Here is an 18,620-nt window from a genome sequence, read left to right on the forward strand (position 1 = left end):
TCGACAGGTGACGGGGCCGGCGCTGCACGGGAGGCCGGCTACAGGGCAAGCTCGCTACACCGGGAGCTCGTCATGTGGCCAGCGGGCGCGGCCCTGTTCGCGGGACCGGAGCAGGGCGAGTGTGGGCAGGCCCTGGTCCGCTCCGGAGGCCAGCAACTCCGGCAGCTGTGGCAGTGGAGCCACGGCGGCGACGTCGTCCAGGACGAGCGTCATTGGTGGGTCGAGCCGACCGGAGGATGACCGTTCGGCCATGCGCCGGCCGCGCTCGACCACGCTGGAGACGAGGGCCGTCAGGAGCGGCATCGCGCCCGGATCCGTCCTGGGGTCCTCGAGAGGCTCACCGACCACATAGAGGCTTCCCCCTTCGTGGATGAAGGAATCCAGGGCGAGCCCATCCGCCCGGTTCGGGGTACATGCCTCACGGATGTTGACCGTGGAGAGGGCGGAGAGTGCCCGCGCGGTCAGCTGGTGGGCCATGTCGCGGCGTTCGGGGTGGGCGGTGAGCGCCCCCTCCAGTTCGCCGGCGGCGCCGGGGGCGGCCTTGGGGCTGGTGCGCAGGATGCGTACGGCGTCCTGCACCTGGATGCCCTGGGACCAGCGGTGGACATGGCGGACTGTGCGGCCGTCGATGGCGGCGGCGTGCAGGTAGCTGCGCAGGAGGGTCTCGGCGGTGTCGCCTACGGCCTGGTCGAGTTTGGCCGTGGGCCGTACGGGGGTGAGCAGGGCGGTGGCCCGACGGGCCGCCGTCTGTTTGTCCTCGCACCCCGCCGTGGGCGACCAGTGCAGGCGGGACGGGGTGTCGCAGAGGTGGGCGGGATCGTAGAGGTGGACGGGGCCGAGTTTGGCGCGGGCGTCTTTGGTGTCCTGCCAGAGGGCGGGGTTCGAGGTGACGACCAGGGCGGGACCCTCGGCGTCCCGGACGGCCTGGGCGGCGGTGGTGGCGCGGGCCTCCGGGGCGCCGTAGTGCACGGCGCGTGCCGGGCGGTGGTGCGCTTCCCAGCCGTCGGCTCGAGTGCTCTGCGCGGCGGCGGCCAGGGGGGCGGGTTCCGGCCGCGCCGTTGCCTCCTGTGCCGGTGGCTGCTGTGCGGGTGCCTCCTGTGGCGCCGGTGGCCGGTGGGGTGCCCGGGGGACCGGTACCTCGCGTACGCCGGGCGCCGATGCGTCCGCCACGGCCTCCGCGCCCTTCTCAGCCGCCCTCGACGCCCTCACCGCCTTCTCCGCCTCTGCCTTCTCTGCCCTCTCCGCCTCACTCTCCTCCGCCGCCCGCCGCCGCTGCCGTACCGCCTTCCAGCGGGCCAGTGTGCCGAGGACGAACACGGTCAGGACGACGAGCACCATCATCTGGCCGATGAACAGCCCCCAGAACAGACCGTACCCGGACAGCCCGGCCGCAGGCGCGTCCGGCCAGGCGCCGGGGATGTCGTGGGGCTCGGCGACGAGTTGCCGCATGGCCGTCGGGGTGCGGGCGAAGGTGACGCCGGTGGGCCAGGAGCCGTGCGCGAGCAGTCCGGCGAGGCCGGTCGCCGTCCAGGTCAGCGCGGTCATGCCGAGGAGGAACGCGATGGCGCCGACCAGCAGGCCGTCCGGGATGCCGCCTCGGCCGTCGGGGTGCCGGTCGTCGGGTCTCATGCGTTCCTCCCCCTGTGTCCTAGGCGACCGTCGATTCGGACGAGTCGCCGAGGTGTTGTTCCACGAAGGCCGCCGCGCGTTCCTCGGCCTCCAGCTCGGCGGCGCGCAGGGCGTCGTCGTCGGTGAGGTCGCTGGACGACTCGGTCATCGCGCGGTCGGTGAAGACCAGCGGGCGCTCGGTCTCGGTGACCAGGTGTTTGACGACCTGGACATTGCCGTTGACGTCCCAGACCGCGATGCCCGGCGTCAGGGTGGGGATGATCTCGACGGCCCAGCGCGGCAGGCCCAGGACGCGGCCCGTGGCCCGTGCCTCGTCGGCCTTCTGGGCGTAGACGGTCCGGGTCGAGGCCATCTTCAGGATCGCCGCGGCCTCCTTGGCCGCCGCCCCGTCCACGACGTCGGACAGGTGGTGCACGACCGCCACGAAGGACAGGCCCAGCCGGCGCCCGAACTTCAGCAGCCGCTGGAACAGCTGCGCCACGAACGGGCTGTTGATGATGTGCCAGGCCTCCTCGACCAGGAAGATGCGCTTCTTGCGGTCGGGGCGGATCCAGGTGTGCTCCAGCCAGACGCCGACGATCGCCATCAGGATCGGCATGGCGATGGAGTTGCGGTCGATGTGGGACAGGTCGAAGACGATCAGCGGCGCGTCCAGGTCGATGCCGACCGTGGTCGGACCGTCGAACATGCCACGCAGGTCACCGTCGACGAGCCGGTCCAGAACCAGGGCGACGTCCAGTCCCCAGGCCCGTACGTCGTCTATGTCGACGTTCATCGCCTCGGCGGACTCCGGCTCGGGGTGCCGGAGCTGCTCGACGATGTCGGTGAGCACCGGCTGCCGCTCGACGATCGTCTCGTTGACGTAGGCGTGCGCGACCTTCAGCGCGAACCCGGAGCGTTCGTCGAGGCCGTGGCCCATGGCGACCTCGATGATGGTGCGCAGCAGGGCGAGCTGGCCCGTGGTGGTGATCGACGGGTCCAGGGGGTTGAGCCGGATGCCGTGGTCCAGGGCGGCCGTCGGGTCCAGGCGGATGGGAGTTATCCCCAGCTCCTGTGCGATGAGGTTCCATTCGCCGACGCCGTCCTCGCCCTGCGCGTCCAGCACGACGACCTGCCGGTCGCGGAAGCGCAGCTGCCGGAGCACGTACGTCTTCTCCAGCGCCGACTTGCCGTTGCCGGACTCGCCGAGGACCAGCCAGTGCGGGGCGGGGAGCTGCTGGCCGTACAGCTGGAAGGGGTCGTAGATGTATCCCTTCCCGGAGTAGACCTCGCGGCCGATGATGACGCCGGAGTCGCCGAGGCCGGGCGCGGCGGTGGGCAGGTAGACGGCCTGGGCCTGGCCGGTGGAGGTACGGACCGGTGGGCGGGTCGTCTCGACCTTCCCGAAGAGGAAGGAGGTGAAGGCATCGGTGAGGACGGTCAGCGGGTCCCGCATCAGGCTCAGCCCTACCTTCGGATGCCGGTGGCGAACGGGAGGGTGTTCACGAAGGCGCGGTGGTGCTCGCGATCGCACCACTCCAGCTTCAGGTACGACTTTCCGGCCGACGCTCTTATCGTCCGCTTGTCGCGGGCGAGTGCCTCGGGGCTGCGGGAGGAGACGGTGATGTAGCCGACCAGGTTGACGCCGGCGGCGCCGCTGGCGAGGTCCTCGCCCCGCTGGTCGAGCCGGCTGTGCGCGGCGAGGTCGCGGGGGTCGACGGTGCGGTTCATCTTGGCGGCGCGGGAGGCCTCGGCCGCGTCGTTGGTCTTCTCGGTCAGCATCCGCTCGATGGCGACCTCGGTGGGTTCCAGGTCCATCGTGACGGCGACCGTGCGGATGACGTCCGGGGTGTGGACGAGCAGCGGCGCGAGGAAATTGACGCCGACGGGGGTCATCGGCCACTCCTTCACCCACGCGGTGGCGTGGCACCAGGGCGCGCGGGTGTTGGACTCCCGGGTCTTGGCCTGCAGGAAGGTGGGTTCGGTGGCGTCCAGCTCGGCCGGCCAGGTGTTGCGCTTGGTCATCGCCTGGAGGTGGTCGATGGGGTGGTCCGGGTCGTACATGGAGTGGATGAGCGAGGCCAGCCGCCCCTGACCCAGGGGCTGCCGTACGCGGATGTCGGCCTCCTGGAGCCGCGAGCAGATGTCGGTCAGCTCACGTGCCATCACGACCGCGAGGCCCGCGTCCCGGTCGAGCCTGCGCCCCTGCTGCGGCCGCGCGGCCCGCGCCATGGCGTGCGCCTCCGCGGCCAGGTCGCGGGTGTAGTGCATGCAGGCGACCAGGTAGGCGCGGTGCTGCTCGCTGCTGGTGGACACCATGGACTGCAGCTGGTCGTACGACTGCTGCAGCCAGGGCAGCGCCCTGTCGTCCCCGCGGACGGCGACGTCCTTGGCGTGGGCGTCGGGGTCGGCGGGCAGGGTGCGGGCGAGCATCTGCAGGCGGGTGACGAAGCCGTCGCCGTTGGCCACGTGCTTGAGCAGCGTGCCGAACCGGTCGACCAGGGCCTCCTGGTCCTCGGAGTCGCGCAGGCCGACGCCGGGCCCCTCGATCTCGATCGCGGCCGTCACCGTCTTGCGGTCCGCGTGCAGCAGTACGGCGATCTCGTCCGGCCCGAACGGCGCGGACAGCCAGGTGATACGGCCGATGCCGGGCGGCGGGCCGACCTCGATCTCCCGCCCGTCCAGCCGGGTGCCGGCCTCGGCGGCGGCGGAGCGGTAGGTCGCCCCCCGCCGAAGGGCCCGCTTGTAGCTGCGGTTGATCTCGAACCACTTGTAGAACGTCCGGTGCTTGTACGGCACGTAGACCGCCGCGAGCGCCAGCATCGGGAAGCCGACGAGCAGCACGATCCGCAGAGTGAGAAGGGGGACGAGGAGCCCGCACATCATGCCGAGGAACGCGCCCAGGACGATGAGCGCGATCTCGCCGGTCTCGCGGTTGCGGCCGACGATCGCGTTCGGCCGGGCGCGGCCGATCAGATATGTACGGCGGGGCGTGACCGGGTGGGACACATGGGCCGCGTGGGAATCAGCCGTCAACGCCCTTCACCTCCCGTGCGGTTGGTACTGCTGTTGCGGGTGCTGCTGGCGTGGGGCGTGTTCACCGGGCTGTTCACCGGGTTGGCGGAGCGCGGTGCGGGTGCGGCGGAGGGGACAGATCCGCCGCCGTTCGGGGTGCGCGTGCTGTGCGCGGCGACGCCGCCGGAGGCGGGATTGGCGGGGCGCGGGGAGCCGGAGCCGGTGTCCCCGCCCTGGTGGGTGCGGGAGCTGTGGGTCTTGATGCCCTGGGCGACGAGGGTCGCCGGTGAGCTCATGACGGCGGCGGCCTTGTTCTCGGCGCCCTGCATGATGCGGTTGTTGCGGGAGTGGGCGATCTCGTCGCCGAAGCCGGGGACGAAGCGGTAGATCATCGCGGACGCGAAGATGGCGAGCAGGATGATCGCCAAGCCGGAGACGACCGCGGAGAACGCGTCCGGCCCCTCGTCGGCGGACAGTGCACCGGCCAGCCCGAGGACGATGACGATGACGGGCTTGACCAGGATCACGGCGATCATGATCCCGGCCCAGCGGCGGACGTGCCCCCACAGGTTCTTGTCGACGAGCCCCGCGTAGACGACGGTGCCGAGCAGCGCACCGACGTAGAGCAGGGCGGCGCGGATGACCAGCTCCAGCCAGAGGACGCCGGCGGCGAGGATCGACACGAAGGAGACGACGATCAGCATGATCGGTCCGCCGCCGATGTCCTCGCCCTTCTCCAGGGCGGCGGAGAAGGTGCCGAAGAACGTGTCGGTCTGGTCGCCGGTGGCCGACGCCAGTACGTCGGTGACGCCGTCGGTCGCCGACACGACCGTGTACAGGATCAGCGGAGTGAAGGCGGAGGCCAGCACGGTGAGCCAGAGGAACCCGACCGCCTCGGAGACCGCGGTGGTGAAGGGCACGCCGCGGACGGCTCGCTTGGCCACGGCCAGCAGCCAGAGGAGGAGGGTGAGGATCGTCGACGCGGCGAAGACGACGGCGTACTGCTGGAGGAACGTGGTGTTGGTGAAGTCCACCTCGGCGGTGTCCTGCACGGCGGCGCTGAGCTTGTCGACCGTCCACGCTGCGGCGTCGGCGCAGCCCCTTGCCAGGGATGAGAGGGGGTCGAGGGTGGATGTGGGGTCGTTGAGGGAGCCTCCACCGCCGCCTCCGGTGCCGCCGGATCCTTCGTCGCGTTCGCAGTACTCCTTCGCGGCGCCGTGGATCAGGTCGCAGGGGTCGTCACTCGGCGTGGGCGTGGGCGTGGGTGCGGCGAGGGCGCGCGTGGCGGTGAGGACCGCTGTCACCTGTGCGACGGCGACGATGCCGGTCAGCGTGAGTACGCGGCGGCTAGCGCGCATAGGTGAACCCTCCGTACTCCTGGACGGCCTTCGCCATCTCGTCGGCGCTTGAGGCCTGGTCGTCACCGGGAATGGGGGCGGGGCCGTCCTTCTGGGAGTGCGTCACGATCTTCCAGTCGCCGTCCGTCCACGCCAGCTGCATCGTGATGGTGAACCAGCTGTTCGTGACCGGCATCGTGGACTTCTCGCCCGCGAGACCGAGGAGACCGCTGCACCAGACCTCGACCTTCACCGCGTCGCCCGACGACTCGGTGACCTTCGTACCGATTGGGCTGGTGCGGGACACGAAGGTGTAGCCCTCCGGCGTCGAGCCGTTCTCGTTCAGTCCGACGTTTTTGTTGAACGCGGGGCTGTACGCCCTGTCCAGAGTGGCAGTCAGGTCCGCCGACCTGGAGGGGACGATGATCGAAAGCAGAATCGCGTCGCGCTTCGCCTTGTCGAACATGTCGGCGGACCCCAGCGCCACGGCGTAGTTCGCCGCCGCGCTCTGCGCCCCCTGCTCGTCCCGGGCGAAACCGGCCTGTACCGGGTGTTCGCCGGTCGGCGCGGTCGCCGCGGCCTTGGGCTTGTCGGCGGCCTCCGACCCCGCTGCGGAATCGTCTCCTCCACGGTTCGCGAAGGCGATCGCGGCGATCAGCAGTACGACGACGCCGACGACCGTGACCAGGCTGCGCGACGACGACCGGCCGCCTCTGCGCGGGCCCCCGTCGGGCAGGCGCGTGCGCGTCTGGCCGGTGCCGCCGTAGCCGCCGGAGGCCTCGTGCCCGTCTCCGAGACTCATGCCGCGTCCGCCCCCTCGACGTCGTGCGGAAACTCCTCGTGCCCCATGCCGTAGTAGTACGACGGTAGCCGTGCTGGTTCCCGCGCGGGCGCGGTGTGGTGACTCGACATCAGGGAAACGCAACCTCAGCCGGGGGCACGACGGGCGGGTGGGATGGGGGGAGGAGGAGTGGAGTGGGGGCCGGGATCCGCCCTAGACGGCCATGCCGTACACGATGGTGAAGAGCGTCCCGAGCGAACCGATGATGAACACGCCCGTCAGTCCGGCGATGATGAGGCCCTTGCCCTGTTCGGCGCTGAAGGTGTCGCGCAGCGCGGTGGCGCCGATGCGCTGCTTTGCGGCGCCCCAGATGGCGATGCCCAGGCAGATCAGGATGGCCACGGCCATGACCACCTCGATCATGACCTTGGCCTCGTTGCCCAGACTGCCGAAGGGGCCCCAATCCGGAGCGATCCCGCCGATAATGGTGTTGATGTCGCCCTCGTCGGCCGCAAAGAACATGTAAGTCACCGCCCCTGTTGGGTAGTTCCGCGCCCCTGCTGTCGAGCAGAGGTCAGGCCTATTCTCGCCGACGATGGCGCTGCCGGATGTCGACTTGGCGTCATTGATTGGCGGGTTTCGTACAAACACCTTGCCACCGTCCCTCGCCGGACCCTCGTGGGGCGGCGCGAGCGGTATGCAATGAGTCGTATGGTCACTCTGTGTATCACGTACGGTCACGATGGGCAATGAAGCCGGGGCGGAACCTGGCGGCGGTTGTGTCGTTAGACCTCTCTGTCCCGTGCCTCGGCGGGCCGGGAGGGGCCCGGCGTGAGCCCCTCTCCTTCCGTCCCGTGACCGCCGATTGCGTTCAGGGTCGCGGCCACGGTCTCGCGCAGGGTGCGGGCGTCAACCCCGGCTCGTGAGCGCAGGTTGACGCCATGGGTGAGGAGTGCGAGGGCGTCGGCGACCGAGCCCGGGTCGACGCCCGGTTCCAGCTGGTTCAGACCGTCGGCCGTCATCAGCGCGGTGCGCAGGGAGTCCCGGAGCTCCAGGTACTGGCGGTCGAGCAGGGCGCGGACCTCGGGGTCGCCGCTCTCGGTGCCCGCGTGGGCGTTGGAGATCATGCAGCCCCAGCGTGCGTGCTCGCCGTAGCAGCATGCTTCGATCAGCTCGCCGAAGAAGTCGAAGATCGCGGGGAGCCCGCGCCCGTCCTCGGCGAGGCGGCGGAACCTCGGCCCGGAACGCTGCTCGGCATAGCGTCGGAGTGCCGCGCGATAGAGCTCCTGCTTGTCGCCGAACGTGGCGTAGAGGCTCGACCGGTTGAGTCCCGTGGCCGTCACCACGTCCTGGATTCCCGTCGAGACCATGCCGTTGCGCCAGAACAGGCGCATGACCGTGTCCAGGGTCGTGTCCGTGTCGAAGTGCTTGATGTCTGGCACGCCTCACCCCGTGAACTTGGACTGATGATTCCAGGATACCGGCGCGGATCTGGCGTGTGCGCGACGCCGCCTGTATCTTGAAACGGTCGTTCCAGGTTGAGGTGAAGTACCAGTGCCGCCTCGCTGCTCGGCGCGGAGTCGCTGTACCCAGAATTCACAGGAGGTACCCGGACCATGCAGATCATGCGTACGCCCGATGAACGGTTCCACGACCTGCCCGACCACCCCTTCCCGCCGGCCTACGTGGTTGTGGCGGCAGGCGACGGCAGCGGCGACGCGCTGCGTGTGCACTACGTGGACGACGGTGACGGCAGCTCCGGAGAGACGGTGCTGCTGCTGCACGGTCAGCCGTCCTGGTCCTACCTGTACCGGCACATGATCCCGGTGCTCACTCGGGCGGGTCACCGGTGCGTCGCTCCCGATCTCATCGGCTTCGGCCGCTCCGACAAACCGGCCGCACGCTCCGACTACACCTACCAACGCCACGTGGACTGGATGCGGGAGGCCCTCTTCGACCGCCTCGACCTGCGCGGCATCACCCTCGTGTGCCAGGACTGGGGCGGGCTCATCGGCCTCCGCCTGGTGGCGGAGCACCCCGACCGCTTCGCCAGGGTCGTCGTGGCCAACACCTTCCTTCCCACAGGGGACGGCGAGCCCTCGAAGGCGTTCCTGGACTGGCGTGAATTCAGCCAGAGCACGCCTGATCTGCGCGTGGGGAGCATCGTGAACTCCGGCTGCCGCAGCGATCTGCCCCCCGCGGTGACGTCAGCCTACGACGCACCGTTTCCCGACGACTCCTTCAAGGCGGGCGCCCGGCAGTTCCCGATGCTCGTTCCGATCTCACCCGACGATCCCGCAAGTGGGCCGAACCGCGAGGCCTGGCAGGCCCTGGAGCAGTTCGACAAGCCCTTCCTGTGCGCGTTCAGCGACCAGGACCCGATCACCGGCGGTCTCGACCGGATCTTCCGGGAGCGGGTGCCCGGCGCGCAGGGACAGAAGCACACCACGATCGAGGGCGGCGGCCACTTCCTGCAGGAGGACCGAGGCCCCGAGCTCGCCGAGACCGTGAATCAGTTCATCGCCGCGGACGTCGCTCGCTCCTGAGGGGCTGGCCGATGACGCAGGGCTGACGGCGAACGGGGGGCGTGACGGGCAGGCCTCCTGATCGCTCGATCGGTGGGCCCGCTCAGCCGAACTCGCCGGCTCGGACGCCTCGGACGAAGGCGTCCCACTTGCGTCGTCGGTAGTGACGGCGTCGTGCGCGGCGCCTGGTCTGCGGAGGAGTACGGGGTGATCGTCCTCGTCTCCTTCGCCGCAGGTCACCACCTCGACGCCGGGGTGCGCTCGGCCGGTCTCACCCTGCAGCGCGGAGAGCAGGGTGCGGAAGTCGGCGGGAGTGACGGTGAGTATCGCTCCGCTGGGGTCGCTGCTCTCGGTGAGATGGACGGCGCCGGGGGTTGCGGCGACGTGGAGGCAGGACTCGCCTTCGCCGCAGTACGAGGACTTCTGCCAGTGGATGGGGTGCATGACTGCCTCTCAGGTCGACTGGATGACGTGGTGGATGAGGGCCCGGGAGTCGAGCTCGATCAGGCTGAGGGCCATGAGGCGGTCGAGGACTTTGCGGTACTTGTCGAGCTGGGCCTCTGCGTTCAGAAGGACGATGCCGTGGGACTGATCGAGCTGAACGGTGTCCAGCGGTGGTACGGGGCCGTGTACGTAGTAGACGGGCTGTCCCGCTCCGGGGTAGCCGCCCGCGTCGAAAGGGATGACGTGGATCGAGATGTTCGGGTGCTCGCTCACCTTCAGCAGGTGCTTGAGCTGCCGCCTGGCCACCTCGCATCCGCCGAACTTCATGTGCAGGGCGGCCTCATGGATGATCGCGCGATACTGGACCGGATTCTTGCGGAACAGCACGGCCTGGCGCTTGACGCGGAATGAGGCGCGGTGCTCCACCTCGGGGGGTGACAACTCGGGGACGACCTGGTGAAACACCTCGCGGGCGTGGTCCAGGGTCTGAAGGAGGCCGGGGACGCCGGAGACATGGGCGGTGCGCAGTGCGGTGCCGTGGTGCTCCAATTCGGCGAGGTCCAGCAGGCCCGCCGGCAGGATGTCACGGTGCTCCTCCCACCAGCCGCGTCGGCGCTCGCCCGTCATTCCCGCGAGTGCCTCGACGAGCTCCTTGTCGGGGCACTCGTACCGACAGGCCATGGTGCGCACGCGGTCGGCGCTGACCGGCAGGCGGCCGGTCTCCATGTTGCTGACCTGGGCCTGCTTGATTCCGAGTAGCTGTGTCCGTGCCGCGCTCGCCGCCCGTGGACTGGGCGCGCTCACACCCACCGCGGAGCTGCTCGCCGCCGAACTGCTCACCAACGCCCGCCTGCACACGGCCGGTCCCTACTCGCTCCGCATCCTGTCGCGGGAGCCGGGCCGGCTGCGGGTCGGGATGTGGGCCACACGGGCCCCCGGGTGCCGCCCGGCTTCCGGGAGGAACCTCCCACAGGTGTGCAGCCGAAGGACGCCGAGGGCGGTCGCGGCCTGCACCTGGTGCACGCCTGCGCGGACGCGGTCGGCGTCTCCGTGCTGCGCGAGCTCGGTGCGTCGAAGGGCGGAAAGCTGCTGTGGGCCGAGTGTCGGTGCGGTGGCCTGACGTAACGGAGGGCGAGGGCACGGCGAGAAGTGCCGTGCCGGAGGGACAGGTGCCGCGGTAGGCCTCGAAAACCGGTGGAGCGGTGCCGCCGTACGCCGCTACCGTGCGCCGAGCCGAGTCGTCTAGGCAAGGACGTGCCGTTGTACACCCTGTGAGACCTCCCGAGAGCTGATGTGTCGCGCGTCGCGCATGTGCGCCGCGCTCCTTTTTGCTGCGGACTTCTCACTGAAACCGGTGTACTTCTGTGCTCAATAGCTGGGTGGTCATGCCCACCTGCCTGCCGACCGTCCTCCGCCGTTGCCACGCATGCGCGTCCGGACGCTTCGGGGCGAACGGCAAATTCCGTATCAACGCCAACCACAAACTCCTCGACGCCTGGCTTCTCGTGCTCTGTGCCGCCTGCGGGGACACGGCGAAGCTCACGGTCCTGGAGCGGATGAACGTGCGCTCCGTACGGCCCGAGCTGCTGGAACGGATGCAGGACAACGACCCCGGACTGGCAGCTGAGCTGCTCCAGGATCCGGTCGTGCAGCGCCGTAACCGCATCGCCCTCGACTGGACGGGCGCCTGGCGCCTCGACACCGGCGGATCGGAGCACCTGGACCACGAGGTGATCGACGTCTCGGTCCGCTTTGCTGCGCGGATACCTGTCCGGCCGGTGCGACTGATCGCTGACGGTTGCGGTCTCTCGCGGGCCGAGACCGAGCGACTGCTCGCGGAGGGGAAGCTCGTCTCGGCGGTCCGGCTGAACGGCAAGCTCTCCGGCGACTTCACCTTCACGCTCAAGCGCTGAGTCCTCCTCGTCGCGGGCGGCCTGTCCGGCGTGATTCGCCGGACAGGCCGTCGGCGAGCAGCGTTCGGTGGGATATCAGCCGAGGTGGCGGGCGAAGAAGCTCAGCGCGCTGTCCAGCTCGAATGCCGGGATCTCCCCGTGCTTGCCGGGGTTGGCATGCAGCGTCTTCTCCACCGAGGCCAAGGCGTCGAACAGAGCCAGGCCCTGGGCGCGCGGCACCCGCTCGTCGTCCCACTGGACCAGGAACTGGACCGGAACGGTGATCCGAGCGGCGGCCTCGGCCGATGGCGATGGCGATGCCGATGCCGATGGCGACGCCCCGCCCAGGCCCAGTACCGCCGCGCGGACCCGGGGTTCGGCGGCGACGAACGGAACGCCGAGTCCGCACCCCAGCGACACACCCCAGTAGCCCACCGGACCTGAGCCGACCCGGCCGAGCTGCTGGACCGCGTCCAGCACCGCCCGCCACTCCGGGACGGTCCGGCGCGCCACGAGCGCCTGGAATTCGGCGATCAGCGGAGCGAGCGCCTCGCCCGCCTCCATGCGGGCCCGGTTCTCGGTCAGGATCCGGTCGTACTCCTCGACCTTCGGCCGGTCGCCGTGGGCGGGCACGTCGACCGCCACGACGGCGTAGCCGCACTCGGCAGCGAAGCGGCGCGCACGGGCCACGATGCCGGGGGCCTTCTTGTGCTGACCGCCGCCGTGCCCCATCAGGACGAGCGGACGAGTACCGACGGCGCCCTCCGGCGTCCAGAGCACACCGGGGACCTCACCGAGGACGAAGAGCTGTTCGTGTACGCCGTCGGACGACGTCTCAGATATGAAGCGCAACGCGTTTCGAGCCTTTCGGGATGCCTTCTGCGGGCACTCCCTAGGCCATGCGGGGGAGGGAGTCCCGACCTGTTGCAGCGTGGATCGGTCTCACCTCCTCGGTTCGCAGCGGAGCACGGCGGCGAGAACGTATCACAGGGCCCCGGCGCCGATGTGACGCCGCGTATGGCGGCAGCCGGCTCGGCGAGTGGGCTGAGGGTGGGCGACATGACCGGGAAAACCGTGCTGAACGGGCCGGGGATGGGGGAGGGTTGAGGCATGCGCAAGGTTTGGGTCGCCGCCGGGGCCGCGGTCGCTATGGGGACCGGCTTCGTCATGCTCCTCGTCATCGGCGTCTACGTCGTCGCCGGGAACCTCATGAACGGTGTCGGTGGCGGGACCAAGGCGTTGGCCAAGGGGGCCGTGCCCGCCGCCTACCAGGAGCTGGTGCAGAAGTGGGGGAACCTCTGCCCCGCCATCAACCCGGCGCTGCTGGCCGCCCAGCTCTACCAGGAGAGCGGATTCAACCCCAATGCGCAGAGCCATGCCGCGGCGCAGGGGATAGCGCAGTTCATCCCCGGCACCTGGGCGACGCACGGTATCGACGGGGACGGCGACGGGGACCGCGATGTGTGGGATCCGAACGACGCGATCCCGTCGGCGGCTTCGTACGACTGCACCCTCGCGTCCTACGTCAAGGACGTCGGCGGGAATCTGACCGAAAACATGCTGGCCTCCTACAACGCCGGCGCCTACGCGGTGATCAAGTACCAGGGTGTACCGCCGTACAAGGAGACGCAGAACTACGTCAAGCGCATCCTCTCCCTGGAGAAGAGCTTCGCCGCGCCCGTCGGCCGGGTCGATCCGTCCGAGCAGGCGGCCGGGGCGATCGCGTACGCGCAGAAGAAGCTCGGCACACCCTATCTGTGGGGCGGCGACGGCACGGCTGAACAGGGCGGACGCTTCGACTGCTCGGGGCTGACCAAGGCCGCGTACGAGAGTGTGGGGATCACGCTGCCCAGGGTCGCCAACGACCAGTACAACGCGGGGCCGCATCCCGGGCGGGACGAACTGCTGCCAGGCGATCTGGTGTTCTTCTCCGACGATCCCACCAACTCGCGGGCCATCCGGCATGTGGGGATTTATGTCGGTGGTGGGTACATGATCGATGCGCCCCGTCCGGGCGCCGTCATCCGCTTCGACCCGATCGACACTCCGGACTACTTCGGGGCCACCCGGGTCACCGCGGATGGCGCGAAAGCGCTCCCCACGGCCCCCACCGGCATCTGAGTCGACCCGGCATCAACCTCCTGAGCTGCGACGACGAGTCTCTCTTCGATAACGTCTGCGTGATCATTCCGTGGAGTGCGGAACGCAACGACGGGGGCTGTGCGTTCCTGTTGGCGTAGGTGTGCGGGACCAGCGGATCTACGGCCACGGGGATGGCGGAAAGCGGCGTACGCGCGAAGGGTGCGCCGGACGGACAGTGAGGACGAAGGGGCCGCAGCACATGGCTGGACTCGCCGAATCCGGGTCGAACCCCGACGTCGAGCTGCTCTACGACATCAATGGTCTGGCCAAGGCAGCGCCGCCCTGGTTCGACCGGGTCATGGAGTTCGTGGGCGAGTACGGACTGCTGCTCGCAATGGTGCTGCTGGTGGTGTGGTGCTGGTGGTCCGTGCGGCGCCGGGGCGGTGAGGACGCGGCGGCGTCCGTGGCGGCGCTGGTGTGGGTGCCGCTGGCGGCGGGGATCGCGGTGCTGGTGAACGTGCCGATACGGGGGTTCGTGGAGCGGCCCCGCCCGTTCTACGACCATGAGGGCCTCGAGGTCCTCGTCGCCGGCAAGAACGACTACTCGTTCGTGAGCGATCACGCCACCCTGACGATGGCCATGGGTGTGGCGCTGTTCGTCGCGAACCGGAGGTTCGGGGTCGTCGGGATTCTGCTGGGGCTGCTGGGTGGGTTCTGCCGCGTGTACATGGGGGTGCACTATCCGACGGACGTCATCGGGGGGTTTGCGCTCGGTACGGCGGTGGCGTTGCTGCTGTCGCCGGTCGCCGCGGCGTTGCTGACGCCGGTGCTGAAGGCGGTGGAGCGCTCCTCGCGGATGGGGTGGCTGGTGAGTGGCCGGGGGCGAGGTGGCCCGGGGGGAGCCGGGGCTGTGATTCCGGGTGCGCGGCAAGGGGAGCCGGGGTCGGGCTCCGGGGCTGAGGGAGCTGGGGAGCCGGGGTCGGAGGAGCGGCGGGAGCGGGGACTTGCGGCGTAGGGCTGCGCCGCTCGCCGGGGTGACTGGGCGTCCGTCGGTTCGGTGACCGTCCCCGGGTCGCGCAGCCCGGCGTTGGCGGGGTGCCTCCCCGGAGGGGGTGCCCCCAGCGCCCACCCGTGCCGCCCTGGGTGTTGCCTCCCAGGCCGTTCAGGCACTGGGGGAGGGAGGCACGACTGCCCGCGGGTGGGGGGAGGCACAACTGCCTGCGGGTCGGGCGTGTGGGTCAGCTCGCCGGAGTTGCTGTGTGGGTCCTGGCGTCCGTGCGGGCCAGGCTTCTGGCCCTGCGGGCCGGGCCGCTCCAGCCGCAGGTGCAGCGGGCCAGGCAGAAGGGGCCCCGCTCGATCGTCGTCGTGCTGTGTTCCGGTAGGTCCCGCGGAACATCAAGACCGTCCTGCTGCGCCACGCCGACCACGTTACCGGGGTCGCACGGCCGTCGTTAACCGGGATGACAAAGGGCCCGGAACGGACGCAACGGCTGGGGGTAGGCAGGCGATGAGCTGGGCGAGGGCGAGGGGGACCGGCGTGGTGGCGGGGATCGTGGCCTGCGTCGGGATGGCGGCGAGCGGTTGCTCCGGTACCGGTGCCGCCGCGCAGGGCGCCCGCGGCCAGGACCCGGTCGACGTGCTGCACCGCGCCGCCGACCGGCTGGTCGCGGCCGGCAGCTCCAAGGCCCGTACGTCGATGGAGATGGCCAGCGGCGGGACCCGGGTGACCATCCGGGGCGAGGGGGTGTACGACTTCCGGGAGCGGCGCGGGCGGTTGAAGGTGCTGCTGCCGGAGGACCCGGCCGGGAAGGAGACCCGGCGCCCGATCACCGAGCTGCTTGCTCCGGGTGCCCTGTTCATGAAGAACCGCGGAGCCGGTGTGCCCGAGGACAAGTGGGTGCGGGTGGACACCGCGACGCTGTCCGACGGCAATCTGGTGACCGGCGGCGCGACCGATCCGCTCGCCGCCGCCGAGGTGCTGCGCGGGGCGCGGACGGCGACGTATGTCGGCAGGACCGAGCTGGCGGGGACGGGCGTGCGGCACTACCGGGGCACCGCCGATCTGGCGCGGGCGGCGAAGGCCGCCTCGGCCGGGAACCGGAGGCCGCTCGCCGCGGCGGCAAAAGGGTTCGCCAGCGCCGCGGTGCCGTTCGACGTCTACGTCGACGACGAGGGCCGTATCCGCAAGATCAGGCATCGTTTCAGCTTCGTCAACAGCGACGCGGAGGGTACGGTCGCCGTGGCGTCGACGACGCTGCTGTTCGACTTCGGCGCGCCCGTCACGGTACGGCTCCCGGCCGAGGACGACATCTACGCCGGCAGGATCGCCGAGGAGCCGGAGGGCAAGAACTAGCCCTTCCGTGCCATGCGCGGTGTGTAGGCCGCTCCCTACTCTAGGAAGTCGGTGACGGCAGAGAAGAGGTGATGCGCGTGGCTCCGGTCGGCGGTACGGCAGTACAGGACCACGTGGCCCTCGCCGAGATCGAACTGTGCGGAGAGCTGATCATCGCCGCCTCGGCCGCCCGCGAGCGGCTCAGCCTGGAGAGCATCGACGAGGTGCTCAGGGTCGCCGAGGAGCGGGAGCGCGCCGGCGAGCACTGAGGAGGACGAGGATCATGTGCGCAGCAGGCGGCCGATCGCCTTCGTCGCCTCCTCCACCTTCGCGTCGATCTCGTCGCCGCCCTTGACGGCGGCGTCGGCGACGCAGTGGCGCAGATGCTCCTCCAGCAGCTGCAGGGCGAAGGACTGCAGGGCCTTGGTGGATGCGGAGACCTGGGTCAGTATGTCGATGCAGTAGACGTCCTCGTCGACCATCCGCTGCAGGCCGCGGATCTGGCCCTCGATCCGGCGCAGCCGCTTGAGGTGCTCGTCCTTCTGCTTGTGGTAGCCGTGCACACCGTGCTCGTGGCCGGGCTGACCGTGGTCGTGGTCGGTCGCGGCGGGGGAGGGCGCACCGGCGCCGGCCTCGGTGGTCGTCATCGCGTCCTCCTGGTTGGGCAGATAGCCGACATATACCCCTGGCGGGTATATGGTAGCGAACTTCGCTGGGTATGGGCCCCTTGGCGCCCGGGCCTCGGACCGCCCCCCTGCTCATCACTGTGCCCGATGGGCGACACTGGGGGACGGCCCGTTAGCCGTGGCCGGATGATGCGCCTAGCATCAGCCTGACCGAACCGATGCAGCCCGAGGACCACACGTGCGCTTTCGTCTGACCCCCAGGGAGACGAGCTTCTACGACATGTTCGCCGCATCCGCGGACAACATCGTCACCGGCTCGAAACTCCTGATGGAACTGCTCGGGGCGGACGCCTCCGCCCGGGGTGAGATCGCAGAGCGTATGCGGGCCGCGGAACACGCCGGTGACGACGCCACGCACGCGATCTTCCACCAGTTGAACTCCTCGTTCATCACGCCGTTCGACCGTGAGGACATCTACTCCCTCGCCTCCTCCCTCGACGACATCATGGACTTCATGGAGGAGGCCGTCGACCTGGTCGTCCTCTACAACATCGAGGAGCTGCCCAAGGGGGTCGAGCAGCAGATCGAGGTGCTGGCGCGGGCGGCGGAGCTCACGGCGGAGGCCATGCCGAACCTCCGCACCATGGACAACCTCACCGAGTACTGGATCGAGGTCAACCGGCTGGAGAACCAGGCGGACCAGATCCACCGCAAGCTGCTCGCCCATCTCTTCAACGGCAAGTACGACGCGATCGAGGTCCTCAAGCTCAAGCAGATCGTGGATGTCCTGGAGGAGGCCGCAGACGCCTTCGAGCACGTGGCGAACACGGTGGAGACCATCGCGGTCAAGGAGTCCTGAGGCCCGTCCATGGACACCTTCGCTCTGGTCGTGACCATCGGGGTCGCGCTCTTCTTCACGTACACCAACGGTTTCCACGACTCCGCCAACGCGATCGCGACGTCCGTGTCCACCCGGGCGCTGACTCCTCGCGTCGCGCTGCTGATGGCGGCCGTGATGAACCTCGCCGGCGCGTTCCTGGGCTCCGGGGTCGCCAGGACCGTCAGCGAGGGACTGATCGAGACGCCCGAGGGCTCGAAGGGGATGGGGATCCTCTTCGCCGCGCTGGTGGGCGCCATCGTGTGGAACCTCATCACCTGGTACTTCGGACTGCCGTCGTCCTCCTCGCACGCGCTGTTCGGAGGCATGGTGGGGGCGGCGCTGGCAGGTGGCACGGCCGTGTACTGGTCCGGGGTGCTCGACAAGATCGTCATCCCGATGTTCGTGTCGCCGGTGGTCGGACTGCTCGCCGGGTATCTGGTCATGACGGGGATCATGTGGATCTTCCGGCGGGCCAATCCGCACAAGGCCAAGCGCGGGTTCCGTATCGCGCAGACCGTGTCCGCGGCGGGGATGGCGCTGGGGCACGGTCTGCAGGACGCCCAGAAGACCATGGGCATCGTGGTGATGGCGCTGGTCATCGCCGACGTCGAGGACTACGGCGATCCGATTCCCGTGTGGGTGAAGATCGCGTGTGCGGTGATGCTGTCGGCGGGGACGTACGCCGGTGGGTGGCGGATCATGCGGACGCTGGGGCGGAAGATCATCGAATTGGACCCGCCGCAGGGGTTCGCCGCGGAGACGACGGGGGCGTCGATCATGTTCGGGTCGGCGTTCCTGTTCCACGCGCCGATCTCGACGACGCACGTGATCACGTCGTCGATCATGGGGGTCGGGGCGACGAAGCGGGTGAACGCCGTGCGGTGGGGGGTTGCGCGGAACATCATCATGGGGTGGTTCATCACCATGCCGGCCGCGGCGGTGGTCGCTGCGCTGGCCTTCGGGGTGGTGAATCTGGCGTTCCTGTAAGGAACGCCGGTGGGTGTCGTTCTCTGGCTCGGGGTGGGGTCGCCCGGCCCGAGCCACCGGCACTGCGGTCGGGTGGGGTGGGACGGCTGCCCGCGGACGCGTACGGCGAGG

20 protein-coding genes and 1 pseudogene are annotated in these 18,620 nt (G+C 69.8%); 9 read left to right on the forward strand and 12 right to left on the reverse strand.

The window, feature by feature from the left end; genetic code table 11:
- Nucleotides 1–54 precede the first annotated feature (54 nt).
- From V5O46_RS30900 to V5O46_RS30930, 7 genes are all read right to left on the reverse strand, one after another.
- The gene (locus tag V5O46_RS30900) at nucleotides 55–1,629 is read right to left on the reverse strand and encodes a type IV secretory system conjugative DNA transfer family protein (RefSeq protein WP_332888051.1); all 1,575 of its coding nucleotides are present in this window, start codon (nucleotides 1,627–1,629) and stop codon (nucleotides 55–57) included.
- A gap of 19 nt (nucleotides 1,630–1,648) precedes the next feature.
- Nucleotides 1,649–3,064, reverse strand: coding sequence for an ATP-binding protein (locus V5O46_RS30905; RefSeq protein ID WP_332888052.1), 1,416 nt, complete (start codon nucleotides 3,062–3,064; stop codon nucleotides 1,649–1,651).
- 11 nt (nucleotides 3,065–3,075) lie between these two features.
- The gene (locus V5O46_RS30910) at nucleotides 3,076–4,617 is read right to left on the reverse strand and encodes an SCO6880 family protein (RefSeq protein WP_408649087.1); all 1,542 of its coding nucleotides are present in this window, start codon (nucleotides 4,615–4,617) and stop codon (nucleotides 3,076–3,078) included.
- A gap of 23 nt (nucleotides 4,618–4,640) precedes the next feature.
- Nucleotides 4,641–5,981, reverse strand: coding sequence for a hypothetical protein (locus V5O46_RS30915; RefSeq protein ID WP_332888054.1), 1,341 nt, complete (start codon nucleotides 5,979–5,981; stop codon nucleotides 4,641–4,643).
- Nucleotides 5,971–6,762: a hypothetical protein gene (locus tag V5O46_RS30920; protein WP_332888055.1), complete on the reverse strand. Its 792-nt coding sequence runs from the start codon at nucleotides 6,760–6,762 to the stop codon at nucleotides 5,971–5,973. Before V5O46_RS30920 ends, V5O46_RS30915 begins: the two co-directional genes overlap by 11 nt.
- Before the next feature lie 192 nt (nucleotides 6,763–6,954).
- The gene (locus tag V5O46_RS30925) at nucleotides 6,955–7,263 is read right to left on the reverse strand and encodes a hypothetical protein (protein ID WP_332888069.1); all 309 of its coding nucleotides are present in this window, start codon (nucleotides 7,261–7,263) and stop codon (nucleotides 6,955–6,957) included.
- 263 nt (nucleotides 7,264–7,526) lie between these two features.
- Nucleotides 7,527–8,183: a TetR/AcrR family transcriptional regulator gene (locus V5O46_RS30930; RefSeq protein WP_332888056.1), complete on the reverse strand. Its 657-nt coding sequence runs from the start codon at nucleotides 8,181–8,183 to the stop codon at nucleotides 7,527–7,529.
- A 183-nt stretch (nucleotides 8,184–8,366) separates the two neighbouring features.
- Here V5O46_RS30930 and V5O46_RS30935 point away from each other — a divergent pair, with 183 nt between their 5' ends.
- A complete protein-coding gene (locus V5O46_RS30935) occupies nucleotides 8,367–9,287 on the forward strand; it encodes a haloalkane dehalogenase (protein WP_332888057.1) in 921 nt (306 codons plus the stop codon).
- A 318-nt stretch (nucleotides 9,288–9,605) separates the two neighbouring features.
- Here V5O46_RS30935 and V5O46_RS30940 read toward each other — a convergent pair.
- Both V5O46_RS30940 and V5O46_RS30945 read right to left on the reverse strand, forming a co-directional pair.
- Nucleotides 9,606–9,710: pseudogene (locus tag V5O46_RS30940) on the reverse strand (DUF397 domain-containing protein); the annotation flags it as partial.
- Between the two features lie 9 nt (nucleotides 9,711–9,719).
- Entirely contained in the window at nucleotides 9,720–10,436 is a 717-nt protein-coding gene (locus tag V5O46_RS30945) for a DUF5753 domain-containing protein (RefSeq protein WP_332888058.1), read from the reverse strand.
- 249 nt (nucleotides 10,437–10,685) lie between these two features.
- Between V5O46_RS30945 and V5O46_RS30950 the strand changes: the two genes are divergently transcribed.
- Nucleotides 10,686–10,835, forward strand: coding sequence for an ATP-binding protein (locus V5O46_RS30950; RefSeq protein ID WP_332888059.1), 150 nt, complete (start codon nucleotides 10,686–10,688; stop codon nucleotides 10,833–10,835).
- A 260-nt stretch (nucleotides 10,836–11,095) separates the two neighbouring features.
- Nucleotides 11,096–11,623 (forward strand): DUF1062 domain-containing protein, encoded by a 528-nt coding sequence (locus V5O46_RS30955; RefSeq protein WP_332888070.1) that lies wholly within the window; start codon nucleotides 11,096–11,098, stop codon nucleotides 11,621–11,623.
- A gap of 75 nt (nucleotides 11,624–11,698) precedes the next feature.
- Here the strand turns inward: V5O46_RS30955 and V5O46_RS30960 are convergent, their stop codons facing one another.
- Nucleotides 11,699–12,454 carry a dienelactone hydrolase family protein gene (locus V5O46_RS30960; protein WP_332888060.1) on the reverse strand — a complete coding sequence of 252 codons (756 nt, stop codon included), beginning with the start codon at nucleotides 12,452–12,454 and terminating at the stop codon, nucleotides 11,699–11,701.
- A 258-nt stretch (nucleotides 12,455–12,712) separates the two neighbouring features.
- Here V5O46_RS30960 and V5O46_RS30965 point away from each other — a divergent pair, with 258 nt between their 5' ends.
- Nucleotides 12,713–13,723, forward strand: coding sequence for a bifunctional lytic transglycosylase/C40 family peptidase (locus V5O46_RS30965; protein ID WP_332888061.1), 1,011 nt, complete (start codon nucleotides 12,713–12,715; stop codon nucleotides 13,721–13,723).
- Nucleotides 13,724–13,943: 220 nt separating this feature from the next.
- Entirely contained in the window at nucleotides 13,944–14,699 is a 756-nt protein-coding gene (locus V5O46_RS30970; RefSeq protein WP_332888062.1) for a phosphatase PAP2 family protein, read from the forward strand.
- A gap of 223 nt (nucleotides 14,700–14,922) precedes the next feature.
- On the opposite strand, the gene V5O46_RS30975 is transcribed toward V5O46_RS30970, so the two are convergent.
- Nucleotides 14,923–15,111, reverse strand: coding sequence for a hypothetical protein (locus V5O46_RS30975; protein ID WP_408649086.1), 189 nt, complete (start codon nucleotides 15,109–15,111; stop codon nucleotides 14,923–14,925).
- Nucleotides 15,112–15,191: 80 nt separating this feature from the next.
- Between V5O46_RS30975 and V5O46_RS30980 the strand changes: the two genes are divergently transcribed.
- The gene (locus V5O46_RS30980; RefSeq protein WP_332888064.1) at nucleotides 15,192–16,037 is read left to right on the forward strand and encodes a hypothetical protein; all 846 of its coding nucleotides are present in this window, start codon (nucleotides 15,192–15,194) and stop codon (nucleotides 16,035–16,037) included.
- A 71-nt stretch (nucleotides 16,038–16,108) separates the two neighbouring features.
- The gene (locus V5O46_RS30985) at nucleotides 16,109–16,285 is read left to right on the forward strand and encodes a hypothetical protein (protein ID WP_332888065.1); all 177 of its coding nucleotides are present in this window, start codon (nucleotides 16,109–16,111) and stop codon (nucleotides 16,283–16,285) included.
- 12 nt (nucleotides 16,286–16,297) lie between these two features.
- Here V5O46_RS30985 and V5O46_RS30990 read toward each other — a convergent pair whose 3' ends face one another.
- Nucleotides 16,298–16,663 (reverse strand): metal-sensitive transcriptional regulator, encoded by a 366-nt coding sequence (locus tag V5O46_RS30990; RefSeq protein WP_332888066.1) that lies wholly within the window; start codon nucleotides 16,661–16,663, stop codon nucleotides 16,298–16,300.
- A gap of 217 nt (nucleotides 16,664–16,880) precedes the next feature.
- Between V5O46_RS30990 and V5O46_RS30995 the strand changes: the two genes are divergently transcribed.
- Both V5O46_RS30995 and V5O46_RS31000 read left to right on the forward strand, forming a co-directional pair.
- Nucleotides 16,881–17,501: a DUF47 domain-containing protein gene (locus tag V5O46_RS30995; RefSeq protein ID WP_332888067.1), complete on the forward strand. Its 621-nt coding sequence runs from the start codon at nucleotides 16,881–16,883 to the stop codon at nucleotides 17,499–17,501.
- A 9-nt stretch (nucleotides 17,502–17,510) separates the two neighbouring features.
- Nucleotides 17,511–18,509 (forward strand): inorganic phosphate transporter, encoded by a 999-nt coding sequence (locus tag V5O46_RS31000; protein ID WP_332888068.1) that lies wholly within the window; start codon nucleotides 17,511–17,513, stop codon nucleotides 18,507–18,509.
- Nucleotides 18,510–18,620 lie beyond the last annotated feature (111 nt).

It is taken from the genome of Streptomyces poriticola, assembly GCF_036689765.1.
Taxonomy (GTDB): Bacteria; Actinomycetota; Actinomycetes; order Streptomycetales; family Streptomycetaceae; genus Streptomyces; species Streptomyces poriticola.